This is a genomic window from Enterobacter sp. 22499, from assembly GCF_052044815.1.
In the GTDB taxonomy this organism is placed as follows: Bacteria; Pseudomonadota; Gammaproteobacteria; order Enterobacterales; family Enterobacteriaceae; genus Enterobacter; species Enterobacter bugandensis.
Map to the genome: position 1 here is coordinate 66,372 of NZ_JBQENR010000010.1, position 17,431 is coordinate 83,802.

16 protein-coding genes are annotated in these 17,431 nt (G+C 57.9%); 3 read left to right on the forward strand and 13 right to left on the reverse strand.

The features are described from left to right. Window positions 1–53: 53 nt before the first annotated feature. Window positions 54–422: a diacylglycerol kinase gene (locus tag ACTJI7_RS21635; RefSeq protein WP_014830281.1), complete on the reverse strand. Its 369-nt coding sequence runs from the start codon at window positions 420–422 to the stop codon at window positions 54–56. A gap of 154 nt (window positions 423–576) precedes the next feature. On the opposite strand from ACTJI7_RS21635, the gene plsB reads away from it, so the two are divergent. Further along, entirely contained in the window at window positions 577–2,997 is a 2,421-nt protein-coding gene (gene plsB / locus ACTJI7_RS21640) for a glycerol-3-phosphate 1-O-acyltransferase PlsB (RefSeq protein WP_028015161.1), read from the forward strand. Window positions 2,998–3,103: 106 nt separating this feature from the next. Here the strand turns inward: plsB and gntU are convergent, their stop codons facing one another. From gntU to ACTJI7_RS21665, 5 genes are all read right to left on the reverse strand, one after another. Then, complete coding sequence (gntU, locus tag ACTJI7_RS21645; RefSeq protein ID WP_047366855.1) at window positions 3,104–4,444, reverse strand: gluconate transporter; 1,341 nt, start codon at window positions 4,442–4,444, stop codon at window positions 3,104–3,106. Between the two features lie 3 nt (window positions 4,445–4,447). Then, window positions 4,448–4,975, reverse strand: coding sequence for a gluconokinase (gene gntK / locus ACTJI7_RS21650; protein ID WP_045260947.1), 528 nt, complete (start codon window positions 4,973–4,975; stop codon window positions 4,448–4,450). Between the two features lie 126 nt (window positions 4,976–5,101). Next, the gene (gntR, locus tag ACTJI7_RS21655; protein ID WP_014882133.1) at window positions 5,102–6,097 is read right to left on the reverse strand and encodes a gluconate operon transcriptional repressor GntR; all 996 of its coding nucleotides are present in this window, start codon (window positions 6,095–6,097) and stop codon (window positions 5,102–5,104) included. Between the two features lie 92 nt (window positions 6,098–6,189). Further along, on the reverse strand, window positions 6,190–6,885 hold the full coding sequence (locus tag ACTJI7_RS21660) for a pirin family protein (protein WP_063155547.1): 696 nt from the start codon (window positions 6,883–6,885) through the stop codon (window positions 6,190–6,192). A gap of 123 nt (window positions 6,886–7,008) precedes the next feature. Beyond that, complete coding sequence (locus ACTJI7_RS21665; protein WP_028015159.1) at window positions 7,009–8,046, reverse strand: oxidoreductase; 1,038 nt, start codon at window positions 8,044–8,046, stop codon at window positions 7,009–7,011. Window positions 8,047–8,302: 256 nt separating this feature from the next. On the opposite strand from ACTJI7_RS21665, the gene yhhY reads away from it, so the two are divergent. Then, window positions 8,303–8,791: an N-acetyltransferase gene (gene yhhY, locus ACTJI7_RS21670; RefSeq protein ID WP_063155548.1), complete on the forward strand. Its 489-nt coding sequence runs from the start codon at window positions 8,303–8,305 to the stop codon at window positions 8,789–8,791. Window positions 8,792–8,839: 48 nt separating this feature from the next. On the opposite strand, the gene ggt is transcribed toward yhhY, so the two are convergent. Next, on the reverse strand, window positions 8,840–10,585 hold the full coding sequence (gene ggt / locus ACTJI7_RS21675; RefSeq protein ID WP_074148015.1) for a gamma-glutamyltransferase: 1,746 nt from the start codon (window positions 10,583–10,585) through the stop codon (window positions 8,840–8,842). Window positions 10,586–10,708: 123 nt separating this feature from the next. On the opposite strand from ggt, the gene ACTJI7_RS21680 reads away from it, so the two are divergent. Further along, on the forward strand, window positions 10,709–11,080 hold the full coding sequence (locus ACTJI7_RS21680; RefSeq protein WP_045260950.1) for a DUF2756 family protein: 372 nt from the start codon (window positions 10,709–10,711) through the stop codon (window positions 11,078–11,080). On the opposite strand, the gene ugpQ is transcribed toward ACTJI7_RS21680, so the two are convergent. The 6 genes from ugpQ to ACTJI7_RS21710 form a co-directional block, all read right to left on the reverse strand. Further along, window positions 11,070–11,810, reverse strand: a complete 741-nt coding sequence (gene ugpQ / locus ACTJI7_RS21685; RefSeq protein WP_063155549.1) for a glycerophosphodiester phosphodiesterase — start codon at window positions 11,808–11,810, stop codon at window positions 11,070–11,072. The genes ACTJI7_RS21680 and ugpQ overlap by 11 nt on opposite strands. Next, window positions 11,807–12,877 (reverse strand): sn-glycerol-3-phosphate import ATP-binding protein UgpC, encoded by a 1,071-nt coding sequence (locus tag ACTJI7_RS21690; RefSeq protein ID WP_063155550.1) that lies wholly within the window; start codon window positions 12,875–12,877, stop codon window positions 11,807–11,809. The genes ugpQ and ACTJI7_RS21690 overlap by 4 nt, the downstream gene beginning before the upstream one ends. A 1-nt stretch (window position 12,878) precedes the next feature. Next, window positions 12,879–13,724 (reverse strand): sn-glycerol-3-phosphate ABC transporter permease UgpE, encoded by an 846-nt coding sequence (ugpE, locus tag ACTJI7_RS21695; RefSeq protein WP_028015153.1) that lies wholly within the window; start codon window positions 13,722–13,724, stop codon window positions 12,879–12,881. Continuing rightward, window positions 13,721–14,608, reverse strand: coding sequence for a sn-glycerol-3-phosphate ABC transporter permease UgpA (gene ugpA, locus ACTJI7_RS21700; protein WP_023618241.1), 888 nt, complete (start codon window positions 14,606–14,608; stop codon window positions 13,721–13,723). Before ugpA ends, ugpE begins: the two co-directional genes overlap by 4 nt. 106 nt (window positions 14,609–14,714) lie before the next feature. Continuing rightward, window positions 14,715–16,031: a sn-glycerol-3-phosphate ABC transporter substrate-binding protein UgpB gene (gene ugpB, locus ACTJI7_RS21705; protein WP_440670995.1), complete on the reverse strand. Its 1,317-nt coding sequence runs from the start codon at window positions 16,029–16,031 to the stop codon at window positions 14,715–14,717. 254 nt (window positions 16,032–16,285) lie between these two features. Beyond that, window positions 16,286–17,428, reverse strand: a complete 1,143-nt coding sequence (locus tag ACTJI7_RS21710; protein WP_028013617.1) for an IS481 family transposase — start codon at window positions 17,426–17,428, stop codon at window positions 16,286–16,288. Window positions 17,429–17,431: the final 3 nt, after the last annotated feature.

Sequence of the window (17,431 nt, forward strand, 5' to 3'; positions counted from 1 at the left end):
TTTTGGAACCAAAAACTGCACAAAAAACCAGGGACTTAATTATTCCTCGAGCATCATCGGAAATGTGACCAAAGCAGCGTGACCCAGGTAATGGCTGCGGTGATAATCGCCAGCAGGACAGCGGCGGAGCCCATATCTTTCGCGCGGCCAGAGAGCTCGTGAAAATCAGAACCGATCCGGTCGACCACGGCCTCAATAGCGCTATTGAGAATTTCCACTATCATCACCAGAAGTACGGAACCGATGAGAAGCACGCGGGTAATGGCATCTACATCAAGGAAACAGGCGATGATAACCGCGACGATAGCGGCGACACCTTCCTGGCGAAAAGCAGCTTCATTGACCCACGCGGCACGGAAACCTTTCCATGAATAGCCGGCGGCTTTGATGATACGCGTCAACCCAGTGGTATTATTGGCCATTAAAAGAACCTTTTTTAAAAAAGAGCGTCAGTAACAGGAGCTGCAGCGCGTTTCGCTGCCGCCTGAAGTATGACGGGTAACAACAGAAATTTTGCGCGCTTTCTGTTATCCTTGCGCCGCAATTGCATTATTAACCAGAGGCTTTACATCGTTTATGTCCGGCTGGCCACGAATTTACTACAAATTACTTAATTTACCATTAAGCATACTGGTAAAAAGCAAGTCTATCCCAGCAGAACCCGCGCTGGAACTGGGGCTCGATACGTCGCGCCCTATTATGTACGTTTTGCCTTATAACTCTAAGGCAGACCTGCTAACGCTCCGTGCCCAGTGTCTGGCGCATGATTTACCCGATCCGCTTGAACCACTGGAAGTTGACGGCACTTTGCTGCCGCGCTACGTGTTCATTCACGGCGGGCCGCGCGTGTTTACCTATTACACACCGAAAGAAGAGTCCATCAAGCTGTTCCACGACTATCTCGACCTGCACCGCAGCAATCCTGACCTGGATGTGCAGATGGTGCCGGTATCGGTGATGTTTGGTCGCCGTCCGGGCCGCGAAAAAGGCGAAGAGAACCCGCCGCTGCGCATGCTTAACGGCATCCAGAAGTTCTTCGCGGTCTCCTGGCTGGGACGCGACAGCTTTGTGCGCTTCTCCCCTTCCGTCTCCCTTCGCCGAATGGCGGACGAGCACGGCACTGACAAGATCATCGCGCAAAAACTGGCGCGCGTGGCGCGTATGCACTTTGCCCGTCAGCGCCTGGCGGCCGTAGGGCCACGTCTTCCGGCGCGTCAGGACCTGTTCAACAAGCTGCTGGCCTCCAAAGCGATCGCCCGCGCCGTTGAAGACGAAGCGCGCAGCAAGAAAATTTCCCATGAGAAAGCCCAGCAGAACGCCATTGCGCTGATGGAAGAGATCGCAGCGAACTTCTCCTACGAGATGATTCGCCTGTCCGATCGTATTCTCGGCTTTACCTGGAACCGCCTGTATCAGGGCATCAACGTGCATAACGCTGAGCGTGTACGTCAGCTGGCGCACGATGGTCATGAGATTGTCTATGTCCCCTGCCACCGCAGCCACATGGACTACCTGCTTCTCTCCTACGTGCTCTATCACCAGGGACTGGTACCGCCGCACATTGCCGCCGGTATTAACCTGAACTTCTGGCCAGCAGGCCCGATTTTCCGCCGCCTGGGCGCGTTCTTTATTCGTCGTACCTTCAAGGGCAACAAGCTCTACTCCACCGTGTTCCGCGAGTATCTGGGCGAGCTGTTCAGCCGCGGCTACTCCGTAGAGTACTTCGTTGAGGGCGGGCGCTCCCGTACCGGTCGTCTGCTCGATCCGAAGACCGGCACGCTGTCGATGACCATTCAGGCGATGCTGCGCGGCGGTACGCGTCCAATCACGCTTGTGCCAATTTACATTGGCTATGAGCACGTGATGGAAGTGGGCACGTACGCGAAAGAGCTGCGCGGCGCGACCAAAGAGAAAGAGAGCCTGCCGCAGATGCTGCGCGGCCTGAGCAAGTTACGCAACCTGGGTCAGGGCTACGTAAACTTTGGCGAGCCGATGCCGCTGATGACGTATCTGAACCATCATGTTCCGGATTGGCGCGAGTCTATCGATCCTATCGAAGCGGTGCGTCCGGCCTGGCTGACGCCAACGGTGAACGGTATCGCGTCCGAGCTGATGGTGCGCATTAACAACGCCGGTGCGGCCAATGCGATGAACCTGTGCTGTACGGCGCTGCTGGCTTCACGTCAGCGTTCCCTGACCCGTGAACAGCTCACGGAGCAGCTGGACTGCTATCTGGACATGATGCGCAACGTGCCATACTCGGTTGATTCGACAGCTCCTTCTGCTACCGCCAGCGAGCTTATCGATCACGCGCTGCAGATGAACAAGTTCGAAGTCGAAAAAGATACGATCGGCGATATCATCATTCTGCCGCGCGAGCAGGCTGTACTGATGACGTACTACCGCAACAACATCGCTCATATGCTGATGCTTCCATCGCTCATGGCGGCCATTATCACCCAGCATCGCCGTATTTCACGTCAGGAGCTGTTGCGCCACGTTGAGACGCTCTACCCGATGCTTAAAGCGGAGCTATTCCTGCGCTGGAGCAAGGAAGAGCTGGCCGTTGAGCTGGATAAACTGACGGAAGAGCTGCGCCGTCAGGGGCTGATCACCGTTGCGAACGACGAGCTGCACATCAATCCGTCACGCTCCCGTACCCTGCAACTGCTGGCGGCCGGTGCGCGCGAAACGCTGCAGCGCTACGCCATTACGTTCTGGCTGCTGAGCGCGAACCCGTCCATCAACCGCGGCACGCTGGAGAAAGAGAGCCGGACGCTGGCGCAGCGCCTGTCCGTTCTGCACGGCATTAACGCCCCGGAATTCTTCGACAAGGCGGTATTCAGCTCGCTGGTGCTGACGCTGCGTGACGAAGGCTTCATCAGCGATACGGGCGATGCCGAGCCGGAAGAGACGCTGAAGGTTTACCAGATGCTGGCTGAACTGATTACGTCGGATGTGCGCTTGACGATTGAGAGCGCGACGCAGGGCGAGTAACACAATGCCGGGTTATGACCCGGCCTGATGCCCTGGATAATAAAAAAGGCCCGGTAAGCGCTAACGCTACCGGGCCTTAGTTTTGAGCCTTGTTAAATCACCGCATTCAGCTCAGCAGCGTAAAGGCAATCATCCCGACAATGGCCCCGGTGGTGCCGAGGATGGTTTCCATCAGCGTCCAGGTTTTCAGCGTTTGCGCTTCGGTGGCGCCAGTAAACTTGCCGAACAGCCAGAAGCCAGCGTCGTTAACGTGCGAGACGACAATCGAACCGCCCGCGATGCAGATAGACAGCGCGGCCATCTGGGCACCGGAGTAGTTCAGCTGTTCAATCACCGGCATCACCAGACCCACGGCGGTTAAGCACGCCACGGTGGCGGAACCCTGAATGATACGCACCGCCGCAGCCAGCACGAAGCAGGTTACCGCAATCGGCAGGCCCATTCCGGTCAGTGCTTCACCCAGAGCCGGGCCCACGCCGGAATCCACCAGCACCTGCTTGAACACGCCGCCGGCACCGATCACCAGCAGGATAATACCCGCAGGCTGCAGCGCCGCACCACAGATCTCCATCACGCGGTCTTTTGGCATGCCCTGGCGCATCGCCAGGCCGTAAATCGCCACCAGACACGCCACCAGAATCGCCGTGAACGGGTGACCAATGAACTCAAACCATTCGTACGCGGCAGAACCGACCGGCACAAAGCGCGCGGCGATGGTTTTCAGGCCCACCAGCACCAGCGGGAGCAGGATCAAAGAAAGACTAAAGCCGAATGACGGCATTTTGCCTTCGCCCAGGTGCGGCTCGGTGATGTCGTCCGGGATGTGCAGCTCAACGTAACGGCTGATGAAATTGCCCCACAGCGGACCGGCGATAATCATCCCCGGGATGGCCGCACACAGGCCAATCAGGATCATCCAGCCAAAATCGGCGTGCATCTGGGAGGCCAGCAGCATCGGCGCCGGCCCTGGCAGCAGAAACGCCGCAGCCGCCGCCACGCCCGCAAACAGCGGAATGACCAGCTTGACGAGGTTAGTGCCGGTATGGCGCGCCATGGAGAAGGCGACGCTGATGAGCAGCACCACCGCCACTTCGAAGAACAGCGGCAGTGCGCAAATCAGACCGGCCAGGCCAATCGCGTAGTGCGCGCGGCTGTGCCCGAAGGATTTGAGCATTTTGACAGCAATCTGGTCGACCGCGCCCGTCTCATGCAGAATCTTGCCAAACATCGCGCCCAGCGCGACCACAATCGCCAGGAAGCCCAGCGTGCCTCCCATCCCTTTTTCCATCGTCGCGGCGATCTTGTCGAGCGGCATACCGGAAAAGAGACCTGCACCAATAGAAACCACCATCAAAGCAACGAAGGCGTGCATACGCGCCTTCATCACTAAAAACAGCAGCAGCAATACCGAACCCACTGCTGTCAAAACTAGCGTTAATGTACTCAAAACTTACTGCCTTTTGTTAATGACCTCGATGGTGCTGGCTACAACACCTTCCAGCGGCTGATCGATATCAACCACTAAGACGTCTTTTTCATCTTCACCCGGCTCCTGAAGCGCTTCGAACTGCGTCACCAGCATCTGGGTTTTAAAGAAGTGGCCTTTACGCGCTTTCAGACGGCTTTCAATCACCCCGAAATCGCCTTTCAGGTAGATGAACGAGAGGTTCGGATTGCCGTCGCGCAGCAGGTCGCGGTAGGTTTTTTTCAGCGCGGAGCAGACGATCAGGGAAACTTTGTTGGTGCGCTGCATCGCGAACGCGGCGTCATTCAGCGCCTGCAACCACGGTTTGCGGTCGTCATCGTTCAGCGGTTCGCCGGAAGCCATTTTCATGATGTTGCTGCGCGGATGGAGGAAGTCACCATCAAGAAACGCAGCCTGAAGTTGATGCGCCACTTCGCTCGCCACGGCAGATTTACCGCTACCGGACACGCCCATCAGGACGTAAACGTGGTGATCGTGATTAGTCGTGCTCAAAGGGTGTCCCTCAGTCAATTGTTACGGGTAACAGTTATCGGTAACATTGTCCTGCTGGGGCAAAAGAGAAGCAATATCCAAACGTGCGCGAAGTGAATAAGTGTGAGCTACTTCAAATTTGTCAGTTCAAATAGATCCACCCGGTGACAAGGTGAAACCTAAATCTAACATTTTAGGGGTAACCGTCTCTCCACGAATGCGCGCCAGCAGGCGTTCTGCACCAATGCGGCCCATGCGTTCACGCGGTGTCAGAACGCTCGCCAGACGCGGCTCCATCACCTGACCAATATCGTGGCCGTGGAAGCCGGCAATCGCCATATCCTCAGGGATCTTCAACCCCAGACGCTGGCATTCGAACGCTGCACCGACCGCAAGGTCATCGTTGGTACAGAAAATACCGTCCAGTTGCGGATACTCGCGTCGTGCCTGACGCATCAGCTCAATACCCGAGGTGTAAGATGAGGACTGCTCCACCATCACGCTGTACGGGGTTAAATTTGCGTCGAGCATCGCCTGCTCGTATCCCTTCTGTTTGATGATAGTACGTTCATCAAGACGCGCACCCAAGTAGGCAATATGACGATGACCGCGGGCGATGATCGCCGCTGTCATCTGACGAGCCGCTTCAAAGTTATCGAACCCAACGGCGATGTCGAGGCATGGCGACTGGCTGTCCATGAGCTCCACCACCGGAATACCGGCGACTTCAATCATTTTGAGCGTGCGGGCAGTGTGGGTACGCTCGGTTAAAATCAGGCCGTCAATGTTCCAGGAAAGCATCGATTCAAGACGTTCCTCTTCCAGTTCCGGCTTGTACCCATAGTGAGCGAGCATGGTCTGGTAGCCAAACGCATCGGTGACGCTTTCAATGCCGCGCAGAACTTCAGCGAAAACCTGGTTGGTCAGGGAAGGAAGCAGAACGCCCACCGCACGGCTGGTCGCATTGGAGAGAATATCGGGGGCGCGGTTGGGGATATAACCCAGTTCATCAAGGGCGGCGGCAATCTTGCCACGCAACGCCACGGAAACCTGTTCCGGGTTACGTAAAAAACGGCTGACCGTCATTTTGGTCACACCGACGCGATCGGCGACATCCTGAAGTACGGGGCGTTTCTTTTTCATCGTCCTGAGAAATCTTGAAGTGAGAGATTTGCTCAGTTTATCACGGACAAAGCTCAACCTTCCCCGTTTAAAAGGGAAGGTTGAGAAATTATTTAGACCGGAGGCAGGTCAAACAGCAGGATTTCGCTTTCGCTGTCGGCGTGCACGGAGAGCGCCTGCTCATCCCAGACGGCCATACCATCGGCGGTGGTGGCTTTGGTGCCGTTGATAGACACTTCCCCTTTCACCACCTGGATCCAGACGCGGCGGTTGGCGGCAATCTGGTGCACGGACTGCTCGTCTTTCGCCAGCGCCCAGCGGTACAGCTCCATATCCTGATGCACTTTCAGGGAACCTTCACGCGCGTCCGGGGACAGCACCAGCTGTTTGCCCTGTTTCGCGTCGAAGCGGCGCTGCTCGTAGCGTGGCGTGATGCCGGTCTCTTCTGGAATGATCCAGATTTGATACAGGTGCAGTTTTTCCGTTTTGCTCGGGTTGTACTCAGAGTGACGCACCCCGGTACCCGCGCTCATAATCTGGAACTCGCCCGCCGGCACCTGCTCTTTGTTGCCCATGCTGTCCTGGTGCTCAACCGCCCCTTCCAGCACATAAGTCAGGATTTCCATGTCTTTGTGCGGGTGGGTACCGAAGCCCTGGCCTGCATCAATCACGTCGTCGTTAATCACGCGCAGCGCGGAGAAGCCCATGAAGTTCGGGTCGTAGTAGTCGGCAAACGAGAATGAATGCCATGAGTCCAGCCAGCCATGATTTGCGTGACCGCGTTCGTTTGCTTTGCGTAAGTAGATCATTGTTTTCACCCTCAGTTCGTTTCGATGGAGTAAGTGTGGACTCAAACGGTCGGGGATCATAGAGGGTGAAAATTGACTCCTCTGTTCAAAAATTATGAACAAGCCCAGAGGAGCCTTTTTTGCTTATTTCGCAAGGGTTACCGTAGCAGGAGAAGCCTGCTCGAAGGCCCTCTCAAGGATTTCAAGGTTGGTCAGAACGTCAGATTCCTTGACGTAATTCGGCGCGCCGCTGGTGAGGGTTTCATACAGTGCATCGTAGACGCGGCCATAGTCGCCGGTTTCCGGTTTCAGCTCTTCTTTGACCGTTACGCCCTCATCGTTCACGTACTCCAGCACGCCTACGGAATCGTCCGCTGCAAAGCCCGGTTCGCCCGGCATGATGTTGGCCTTCAGGCTGGTCTCCTGCTGGTCAATGCCGTACTTAATGAACGAGCCTTTGGTGCCATGAACGATAAATTTCGGGTAATCGATTTTCACCAGGTGACTGGTTTTAACGATAGCCTTAAGGTCGCCGTAGAACAGCTGGGCCTCGAAGGTATCGTCCGGGTTGGCTTTGTTGCGCAGGCTGCGAATGTCATACGCTACGTGGTCCGGGCGGCCAAACAGGGAGATGATCTGGTCCATGGTGTGTACGCCCAGACCATAGAACGAGCCGTCCTGCGGCAGGCCGGGCTGGGTTTCCGCCACCGGGCGGTAGTAATCGAAGTGGCTTTCGATTTCCACAATGTCGCCAAGCTTGCCGCTCTCAATCGCCTTTTTCGCCGTCAGAAAACAGCTGTCAAAGCGACGGTTCTGATACGGGGTAACGGTTAGTCCTTTGCTTTTCGCCAGCGTAAACAGAGCTTTCGCTTCGGCAATGGTCGGGGTGAACGGCTTTTCCACCAGCACGTTCTTGCCCGCTTCGAGCGCGCGTTTCGCATAATCAAAATGGCTGTCGGCGTGGGTGCAGACAACCACCAGCTTTACCTGCGGGTCATTCAATACTTCATCGAGATCGCTGGTGAAGTGAATGTGGGAGTACTGCGGGGATTGCTCTTCCGGCTTCGCGCGGCGGCGGTAGATATGGGCCACATGCCAGGTGTCTTTACGGTGGAGGACATACGGAAGGTGGTAACGCGTGGTGCTTTTGCCAAATCCAATAAATGCGCAATGTAGTGTCATGGCTCAGTCCTTTTGGAAGGTTACTGAGTCTAACCATAACAAAAAAAAAGCCAGCGAGAAGCTGGCTAAAGTAATACTGGAAGCAATGTGAGCAATGTCGTGCTTTCAGGTTCCCGTAGGGGTCCTCCTGAATGCAAAGCAATAATAATCATTCTCATTCGCACTTGTCCAATACTTTTTGCAAAAAATAGCGGTTGACTCAAATTTTAAAGTCATTGATGTTGGAGGGGACTTTTAACCGACTGAGGAACAAGGAATGAGTGAGATAGTGATACGCCACGCTGAACCGAGAGATTACGATGCCATTCGTCAGATCCACGCCCAGCCGGAGGTGTACCACAACACGCTACAGGTTCCTCATCCCTCAGAGCAGATGTGGCATGACCGGCTAACCGATCAGCCCGGCATTAAACAGCTGGTGGCTTGTATCGACGGGACCGTCGCCGGGCACCTGTGCATTGCCGTCGCACAACGCCCGCGTCGCAGCCACGTTGCCGATTTCGGTATTTGTGTGGGTGCGCAATGGCAAAATCGGGGCGTTGCCAGCGCGCTGATGCGAACCATGATTGATATGTGCGACAACTGGCTGCGCGTCGATCGCATTGAGTTAACGGTATTTGTTGATAACGAACCGGCAATCGCGGTGTACAAAAAGCACGGGTTCGTAATTGAAGGCACCGGCAAGCGCTACGCCCTGCGCAACGGCGAATATGTGGACGCGTACTTCATGGCGAGAATGAAGTGACACACTCCCCTCTCCCCTATGGGGAGAGGGTTAGAGTGAGGGGAATAATCAATACCCCGCCGTCAAATCATCCACCGAACGCGGATCCGACGCGCCAAACAGCGCGCCGTCTGGCCCCACCATAATGCTCTGGGTGCTGCCCATCGCCTCTTTCACAGCCACCTTCTGTCCGCGCTGCTCCAGCAGCTTGATGGTGTCCGGGCTAAAGCCCTTCTCCACGCGCAGCTCGTCCGGCAGCCACTGATGATGGAAACGCGGCGCATTGGTCGCCTCGGCGACGTTCATGCCAAAGTCGATGCTGTTCACCACCATCTGTAGCACGGTAGTTATGATGCGGCTCCCGCCAGGGCTGCCGGTCACCAGCCAGGTTTTCCCGTCTTTCACCACGATGGTTGGCGACATGGACGACAGCGGACGCTTCTTCGGCCCCACCGCATTCGCATCGCCGCCGATCAGCCCGTAGACGTTTGGCACGCCCGGCTTGGCGGAGAAGTCATCCATCTCGTTGTTCAGCAGAATGCCGCTGTTGCCCGCCACAATCCCGGTGCCAAAGGTGGTGTTGAGCGTATAGGTTACCGCCACCGCATTGCCGTCTTTATCCACCACCGAGAAGTGGGTCGTCTGGTTGCTTTCATACGGCGCCAGCTTGCCGGGGCGGATCTCGCTCGACGGCTTAGCCTTGTTGATGTCGATCTGATCGGCAATGGATTTTGCATACGCCTTGTTGGTCAGCGCCTGCCACGGCACCTTCACGAAGTCCGGATCACCGAGGTATTCCGAGCGGTCGGCATAGGCGCGTTTTTCCGCCTCCGCCATCACCTGCATGGCATCCGCGCTGCCGAAGCCGAACTTGTGCATATCAAAGTTTTCAAGAATATTGAGGATCTGCACGATGTGAATGCCCCCGGAGGACGGCGGCGGCATGGAGAAGACCTCGTAGCCGCGGTAGGTGCCGCTAATCGGCTCGCGCTCGACCGCCCTGTATTCCGCCAGGTCAGCTTTGGTGATAAGCCCGCCGTTCTTCTGCATCTCTTCCGCAATCTGGTCGGCAATCGCCCCTTTGTAGAACGCGTCCGGGCCGTGCTCCGCAATCAGCTCCAGGCTTTTGGCGAGGTTCTTCTGCACCAGCTTATCGCCCTTCTTCAGCGGTTCACCGTCTTTCCAGAAGATCGCCTTGCTGTTTTCGTGATTGGGAATGACTTCACTGCCGTAGGTCTTGAGGTCGTCCGCCAGGGCGTCATTGACCACAAAACCCTCCCGCGCCAGCCTGATGGCAGGCTGCACCACCTTGTTCAGCGGCATCGTGCCGTATTTTTCCAGCGCCAGCGAGAAGCCCGCAACGGTGCCCGGCGTGCCGGAGGCGAGGTGCGAGGTCAGGGATTTTTTGCTGTCCGGGTTACCCTGGTCGTCGAGGAACATATCGCGGGACGCCTGAGAAGGCGCCATTTCTCGGAAGTCGATGGCCGTGGTTTTGCCGTCTTTAGTGCGCAGCATCATAAAGCCGCCGCCGCCCAGATTCCCCGCCTGCGGATGCGTTACCGCCAGCGCGTACCCGACCGCGACCGCCGCATCCACCGCGTTACCGCCCTGCTTGAGAATATCGACGCCCACTTGGGTCGCCAGCGCGTCAACCGAGGCCACCATGCCGTGCGTGGCCCGCACGGGGTGAAAAACATCCTCTTCCACGCCGTAAGAGACGGGAGGAGCGGCGGGCGGGTTGGCCGCCACGGTAAATGTGCCGCCTGCCATCAGCGCGGCGATGGCGACCCAGCGCAAGAAGGTTGGTTTCATCATTATTGTTCTCCAGGTGAAGGGATCCATATTCCCCGCTTAAGCCTGGTTCACAACTCCTAAAAAATCATCGTCATGGTGAAATCAGGGTAAACTTAAGAGAGGCCTCAAGAGGAGGAAATGACAATGAAACGCTTGATGATTATTGCGGCGCTGATCCCGTTTGCCGCGCTCGCACAGCCACTCAACACCATGAATAACCCGAACCAGCAGGGTTACGTTATCCCGAGCCAGCAGCGCATGCAGACCGAGATGATGAGCCAGCAACAGCAGCAGAAAGGGATGCTCAATCAGCAGCTGAGAACACAGACCCAGATGCAGCAGCAGAGCCTGCAAAACCAGATGAACGCCAACACACAGCGCGTGCAGCAGGGACAGGTGCGCGAGCAGCCGCTGCCAAATAAAAACGGCGGGATGTTAGGGGGCGGGATGTCGCAAAGCAGCGGTCAGCAGCATATGCTGCCGACCCAGCAGAACGGCAGTATGCTCAATAAATAAATTTCGGGCCGATCTGGTCAATCGCATCGGTACAGATACTGTCCACGCCCCAGCGCAGCAGCTCGGCTGCGCGCTGGGGTTTGTTAACGGTGTAGACCAGAATATGCAGACCCGCGTCTTTCAGCATTTTCACCCGCGCCTCATCCAGCAGCTTGTGGTTCAGATGGATAGAGACGCAGCCTAAGCGGCCCGTCAGTTCACGCCAGTCCTCACGCCACTCGTCCAGCAGCAGCCCGCGCGGCAGCTCAGGTACAGCTGCCTGTGCGGCCTCCAGCGCGTCGATGTCAAACGACGACAGCAGCGGCGCGGTCATGCCTTCCCACAGCTCGCGCGCGGCAAGGGCAATCACTTTGCCCGTCAGCGGCCCGGTGCCGGTGGTCGGTTTGATTTCGATGTTCGCCATCATGCCGTGCTGGCGACAGCGATCGGCCACTTCCGCCAGCAGGGGCAGCGGTTCGCCTTTGAACTCGCCGCTATACCAGCTACCGGCGTCCACCTTCAGCAGATCGCGCCACGGCAGTTCACCCGCCACGCCCCAACCGTTGCTGGTGCGTTCAAGATTGTCGTCATGCAGCAGGAAAATTTCGCCGTCCTTCGACAGCTTGGCGTCGAACTCGATCATCGTGTGGCCGTAGCGCGCACCGACATCGATCGCCGCCAGGGTGTTTTCCGGGGCCAGCTTACCGCCGCCACGGTGGGCGACGATGTGGGGGTAAGGCCAGTTGCTCATACTCGTTGTCCTGTTTCACCGTCAAAAAGGTGCAGATGGTTTTCCGGCAGGTGGAGCCACAGCGTGCTGCCCGCTTTCGGGCGCTCCTGATGCGCCAGGCGCACCACCATTTTTTGCTCGCCCCAGCGCCCGTGCGCCAGGTTATCTGCACCCAACATCTCCAGCGTGTCCATCACCAGCGGCACGCCGCCGTCCGCCTGAGAGGTTAAACCAATATGCTCGGGGCGGATACCGAGCGTCATCTTACGCCCGGCGTAGCCACGATAGTACCAGTTGATCGGCAACGCCATCCCGCTTTCCAGTTCAAAGTGGGTGCCCGCGTTGCTGATGCGCCCTTCCAGCAGGTTCATCGCCGGGCTGCCGATAAAGCTCGCCACAAAGCGGGTGGCCGGTTTTTCGTACACTTCCACCGGGGTGCCAATCTGCTCGGCAACGCCTTTGTTCATCACCATAACGCGCTGGGCGAGAGTCATGGCTTCGACCTGATCGTGGGTCACGTACAGAGACGTTGTTTTAAGACGACGGTGCAGCTGCTGCAGCTCAAGGCGCATCTGCACGCGCAGCTTGGCGTCGAGGTTAGACAGCGGCTCGTCGAACAGGAATACCGCCGGGTCACGCACGATGGCGCGCCCCATCGCCACGCGCTGGCGCTGGCCGCCGGAGAGCTCGCGCGGGCGGCGCTTCAGCAGGCCGTCCAGCTCAAGAATGCGCGCGGCCTCTTTCACGCGCTCCTCGATATGGCCTTTACCCATGCCGCGGATTTTCAGCCCCCAGGCCATGTTCTCTTCCACGCTCATGTGCGGATAGAGGGCGTAGTTCTGGAACACCATCGCGATGCCCCTGTCTTTCGGCTCCATCTCGGTGACGCGCTGGCGGTCAATCCAGATGTCCCCCGAGGTCACGCGCTCCAGCCCCGCCACCATGCGCAGCAGCGTGGACTTCCCGCAGCCGGACGGGCCGACCATCACGATAAATTCACCGTCCGCCACGTCGAGCGTCAGCGGCTGAATGACCTGGGTTTTACCGTCCCAGCTTTTGGTAACTGCCTGAAGTTTTAAACCTGCCATCTTATTTCTCGCTATCGACCAGGCCGCGGACAAACGCGCGCTGCATGGCTAAAACAATGACTACGGGTGGGATTAGGGTGAGCAGCATCGCCGCCATCACCTGGTTCCAGAGGGTGGTGCCTTCACCGGTGGCAATCATGCCTTTGATGCCCGCCACGGCGGTGCCGAGGTTGACGTCCTGAATAATCAGCAGCGGCCACAGGTACTGGTTCCAGCCGTAGATAAAGGTGATCACAAACAGCGCCGCAAGGTTGGTTTTCGACAGCGGCAGCACGATGTCGCGGAAGAAGCGCATCGGGGAGGCACCGTCGATGCGCGCGGCCTCAATCAGCTCGTCCGGCAGGGTCATAAAGAACTGGCGGAACAGGAAGGTGGCGGTCGCCGAGGCCATCAGCGGCAGGGTTAAGCCCGCGTAGCTGTCCAGCATCTTCAGGTTGGCAATCACCTCCACCGTCGGGAAGATACGCACCTCCACCGGCAGCATCAGGGTGATGAAAATCATCCAGAAGAACAGGTTACGCAGCGGAAAGCGAAACCAGACGATGGCGAAGGCCGAGAGCATCGACACCGTGATTTTGCCCACCGTAATGCCGAACGCCATGATGAAGCTGTTGAGCATCATCAGCCAGAACGGCGCGCTGTTGGCGCCCACGCCCTGGGTCCAGATGGTTTTCATGTTCTCGAAAAGATGCCCGCCCGGGATCAGCGTCATCGGCGTGTCGAACACCGCTTTGGTGTCCAGCGTGGCGGCGACAAAGGCCACGTACAGCGGGAACAGGATGACGATAATCCCTAAAATCAGCATGGTATGGCTGAAAATCGTCAGCCCTCGACGGTTCTCAATCATTGGTAGCGCACCTTACTTTCAACATAGCGGAACTGCACCACCGTGAGGATGATGACGAGGAACATCAGCACGACGGACTGGGCGGCAGAAGCAGAGAGATCCAGCCCCGCAAAACCTTCGCGGTAGATCTTGTAAATCAGCGTGGTGGTCGCCTGGACCGGGCCGCCCGCGGTGGCGGCGTCGATCACCGGGAAGGTGTCGAAAAAGGCGTAGACGAGGTTAACCACCAGCAGGAAGAAGCTCACCGGGGCAATCAGCGGCAGGGACAGCCTGAAGAAGCGCCGAATCGGCCCTGCGCCGTCAATTGCCGCGGCCTCCACCAGCGAGCGCGGAATGGACTGCAGCGCGGCAAAGAAGAACAGGAAGTTATAGCTGATCTGCTTCCACACCGAGGCGAACACCACCAGGAACATCGCCTGACCGCTGTTCTGGGCGTGGTTCCAGTCGTAGCCGAACTCTGCCAGGAAGTGAGTAATCAGCCCGCGACCGGGGTTAAACAGGAAGATCCACAGCACAGCGGCGACGGCGGGGGCCACGGCGTAAGGCAGCAGCATCAGGGTCTGATACAGGCGGCTGCCACGCACCACGTAGTCCACCAGTGCGGCGAAAAACAGCGAGGCAACAAGACCGCTGACGGTGACCAGCGCGCTGAATTTCATCGTCGTCCAGAAGGAGTCCAGGTAGTAGCTGTCATGGAATAGCGCGGTAAAGTTGTCCAGCCCGACGAACTGGCTGGAGAGCCCGAACGGATCGACGCTTTGTACCGAGTACCACAGCGCTTCGCCCGCAGGCCAGATAAAGAAGATAACGGTGATGACCAGCTGAGGCGCGACCAACAGGTACGGCAGCCAGCGGGAGCGAAACACCGGACGGGATGAGGACATGGAGATTGGGTTCCTGAACAATGCCGGGTGGCGGCTGCGCCTTACCCGGCCTGGATGGGGCACGTCGTAGGCCCGGTAAGCGCAGCGCCACCGGGCGAATCACAGATTACGATTTCGTCGACTGCTCAAAGCGGCGCAGCAGCTGATTCCCGCGCTCTACCGCAGCGTCCAGCGCCTGCTGCGGGGTTTTCTTCCCGGTCCACACGCTTTCCAGCTCTTCATCCACGATGGTGCGGATCTGCGGCATGTTGCCCAGACGCAGGCCTTTAGTGAACGGCAACGGCGGCTTGTTCAGCATCTGACGCGTCGCGATGTCCGCGCCCGGGTTTTTGCTGTAGAAGCCCTGCTCGCGGGTCAGGTCGTACGCGGCTTTGGTGATCGGCAGGTAGCCGGTCTTCTGGTGCCACTCGGCGGCGTTTTCCGGCTTGGCCAGAAAATCGAGGAACTCGGCGACGCCTTTGTAGGTGCCCTTCTCTTTACCCTGCATCACCCACAGGCTCGCCCCGCCGATGATGGCGTTCTGCGGCGCGCCTTTTACGTCGGCGTCGTACGGCATCATGCCCACGCCGTAGTTAAATTTGGCGTAGTGACGAATATCCGCCAGCGAGCCGGACGAGGCGGTGGTAATGGCGCAGTCGCCGTTGTAGAACTTCTCGGTGGATTCGTCTTTACGCCCGAAGTAGCTGAAATCGCCCTTCTTGTTCAGTGCTTCCAGCAGCGCAATGTGCTTCACCTGCTCCGGCTTGTTGAACTCCAGTACCGCGTCGGTGCCGTCGAAGCCATTGTTTTTGGTGGCAACCGGCAGGCCGTGCCAGGCGCTGAAGTTTTCAATCTGGATCCAGCCCTGCCAGCCGCTGGCGTAGCCGCACTTCATCCCCGCCGCTTTCAGCTTCGCGGTGTATTCGGCCAGGTCCTGCCAGGTTTTTGGCGGCTGCTCCGGATCTAAACCGGCTTTTTTGAAGGCGTCTTTGTTGTAGTACAGCACTGGCGTGGAGCTGTTAAACGGCTGGGACAGCAGGTGACCGGTTTTGGAATCGGTGTAGTAACCCGCTACGGTCGGCACGAACTGGGATTCATCGAAGTTGATACCCGCCTCTTTGAACACTTCATACACCGGCTTGATAGCTTTCGAGGCCATCATGGTGGCGGTGCCCACTTCATACACCTGCAACAGCGCAGGCGCGTTGCCGGTACGGAAGGCGGCGATGCCCGCGCTCAGGCTCTGCTCGTAGTTACCTTTGTACACCGGCACAATTTTGTAATCCGGATGGGTGTCGTTGAAACGCTGCGCCAGGGAGTCAACCTCTTTACCCAACTCCCCTTCCATGGAATGCCAGAACGGAATGGTGGTCACAGCCATTGCGTTCGTCGCAAAAGCCAGACCCAGTGCCAGACCCAAAGCTGTGTGTCGTAACGATGTCATTGTCATCTCTCTTATTGTGCCGGATGCGCGATATCACGCGTTTTATGCTCGCGAGGTAACATGACATGCTCGAATGACAGAAAAATAACTGTTTGTTTACAGATAAGTGACAGTAAAAGGTCAGGGGGATGATGGTTGTGTGAAGGGAATTAGGTGCATGATTGGGTGCGGTCTGGTGCCCTCACCCCGGCCCTCTCCCTGTGTACAGTCCGGGGACATGGTAGACAGGTGTTCGGGGACATGGTGAACACTTTTTAACATCCTTTACCCATGGTGATCGACTTTTTCTTCAGGTCGATCACCCCCACTTTCGTGCTGTACCACCACACTTCATAGCAGCCGTCATCCTGCGTCTCCCTCAGCCCGACCCGTTCTCCCCTGAACGCCTTGCCTGCGCTCAGACTGACACCCTGTATGCTCAGCTTTCCGCTGACATCCACTTTCCTGACCTTCACCCCTTCATCGTACTCAGGTGGCGTTACGCTGCCGCTGTACTGCCGGGCAGACGGCTGATAACGCGAGGCCGGTACCGCCATATCCAGCGCCTCGTGCGGGCGTTCAAGGTTGTACACCGTGCGCCAGTGATCGAAAGCGCGTTGCAGCTCTCCGCTGTCCGCGAACCATTTTCCCTGCAGCACTTCCGCCTTCAGGCTGCGGTGAAAACGCTCCAGCTTGCCCTGCGTCTGCGGATGATAAGGCCGGGAGTGCCCCACCCGGATACCGTGGCGCATCAGCCACAGCTCCAGCGCCGTCCAGGTGCCGGTGGTGTCGCCCCACGGTGAGCCGTTGTCCATCGTCATCCTGTCCGGCAGGCCGTAGCGTTCAAACGCGCTGACCAGCTGCTGCTGCACGGTCTCGCGCCGTTCATCGGTACAGTGCGCCAGGCACAGGGAAAAACGGGAGTGGTCGTCCAGCAGGGTGAGCGGATGGCAGCGGCCACCGCCAAAGGGAAAGTGGCCCTTAAAATCCATCTGCCAGAGCCGGTTCGGCGCGTCATGTTCGAAGCGTCCCGTAGCCGGAACGCCCGGTGATGCGCCCGGCAGCAGACCGTGACGGGCCATCAGATTATGGACGGTGCTGAAGGCGGGCATACGGTGCCCCTGGTCTTCAAGCCAGCGCTTAATCTTGCGGGCGCCCCAGCGTTGATGACGGTCATGCGCCATGCGCAGCAGGGCCGTGATGTCGTCAGATGAGCGGTTCGGGGAATGATGAGGTGCGCGGGAGCGGTCCTGAAGACCGGAGGCACCTTCCTCAGCCCAGCGCTGAAGCCACTTGTAGCCGGTGGCAGGAGAAATGCCGAACTGACGGCAGAGGAAACGGATGTTCGCCCCGTCCTGCGAGGCGAACAGCACAAACTCGGTACGTAATGACATGGTATCTCTCGCATCCCAGGGCATAAG

Excerpts from the sequence above, each read along its gene's own strand:
- ACTJI7_RS21635 (WP_014830281.1), bottom strand. The coding sequence starts at position 422 with ATGGCCAATAATACCACTGGGTTGACGCGTATCATCAAAGCCGCCGGC.
- plsB (WP_028015161.1), top strand. The coding sequence starts at position 577 with ATGTCCGGCTGGCCACGAATTTACTACAAATTACTTAATTTACCATTA.
- gntR (WP_014882133.1), bottom strand. The coding sequence starts at position 6,097 with ATGAAAAAGAAACGCCCCGTACTTCAGGATGTCGCCGATCGCGTCGGT.
- ACTJI7_RS21660 (WP_063155547.1), bottom strand. The coding sequence starts at position 6,885 with ATGATCTACTTACGCAAAGCAAACGAACGCGGTCACGCAAATCATGGC.
- ACTJI7_RS21665 (WP_028015159.1), bottom strand. The coding sequence starts at position 8,046 with ATGACACTACATTGCGCATTTATTGGATTTGGCAAAAGCACCACGCGT.
- yhhY (WP_063155548.1), top strand. The coding sequence starts at position 8,303 with ATGAGTGAGATAGTGATACGCCACGCTGAACCGAGAGATTACGATGCC.
- ggt (WP_074148015.1), bottom strand. The coding sequence starts at position 10,585 with ATGATGAAACCAACCTTCTTGCGCTGGGTCGCCATCGCCGCGCTGATG.
- ACTJI7_RS21680 (WP_045260950.1), top strand. The coding sequence starts at position 10,709 with ATGAAACGCTTGATGATTATTGCGGCGCTGATCCCGTTTGCCGCGCTC.
- ugpQ (WP_063155549.1), bottom strand. The coding sequence starts at position 11,810 with ATGAGCAACTGGCCTTACCCCCACATCGTCGCCCACCGTGGCGGCGGT.
- ACTJI7_RS21690 (WP_063155550.1), bottom strand. The coding sequence starts at position 12,877 with ATGGCAGGTTTAAAACTTCAGGCAGTTACCAAAAGCTGGGACGGTAAA.
- ugpE (WP_028015153.1), bottom strand. The coding sequence starts at position 13,724 with ATGATTGAGAACCGTCGAGGGCTGACGATTTTCAGCCATACCATGCTG.
- ugpA (WP_023618241.1), bottom strand. The coding sequence starts at position 14,608 with ATGTCCTCATCCCGTCCGGTGTTTCGCTCCCGCTGGCTGCCGTACCTG.
- ugpB (WP_440670995.1), bottom strand. The coding sequence starts at position 16,031 with ATGACATCGTTACGACACACAGCTTTGGGTCTGGCACTGGGTCTGGCT.
- ACTJI7_RS21710 (WP_028013617.1), bottom strand. The coding sequence starts at position 17,428 with ATGCCCTGGGATGCGAGAGATACCATGTCATTACGTACCGAGTTTGTG.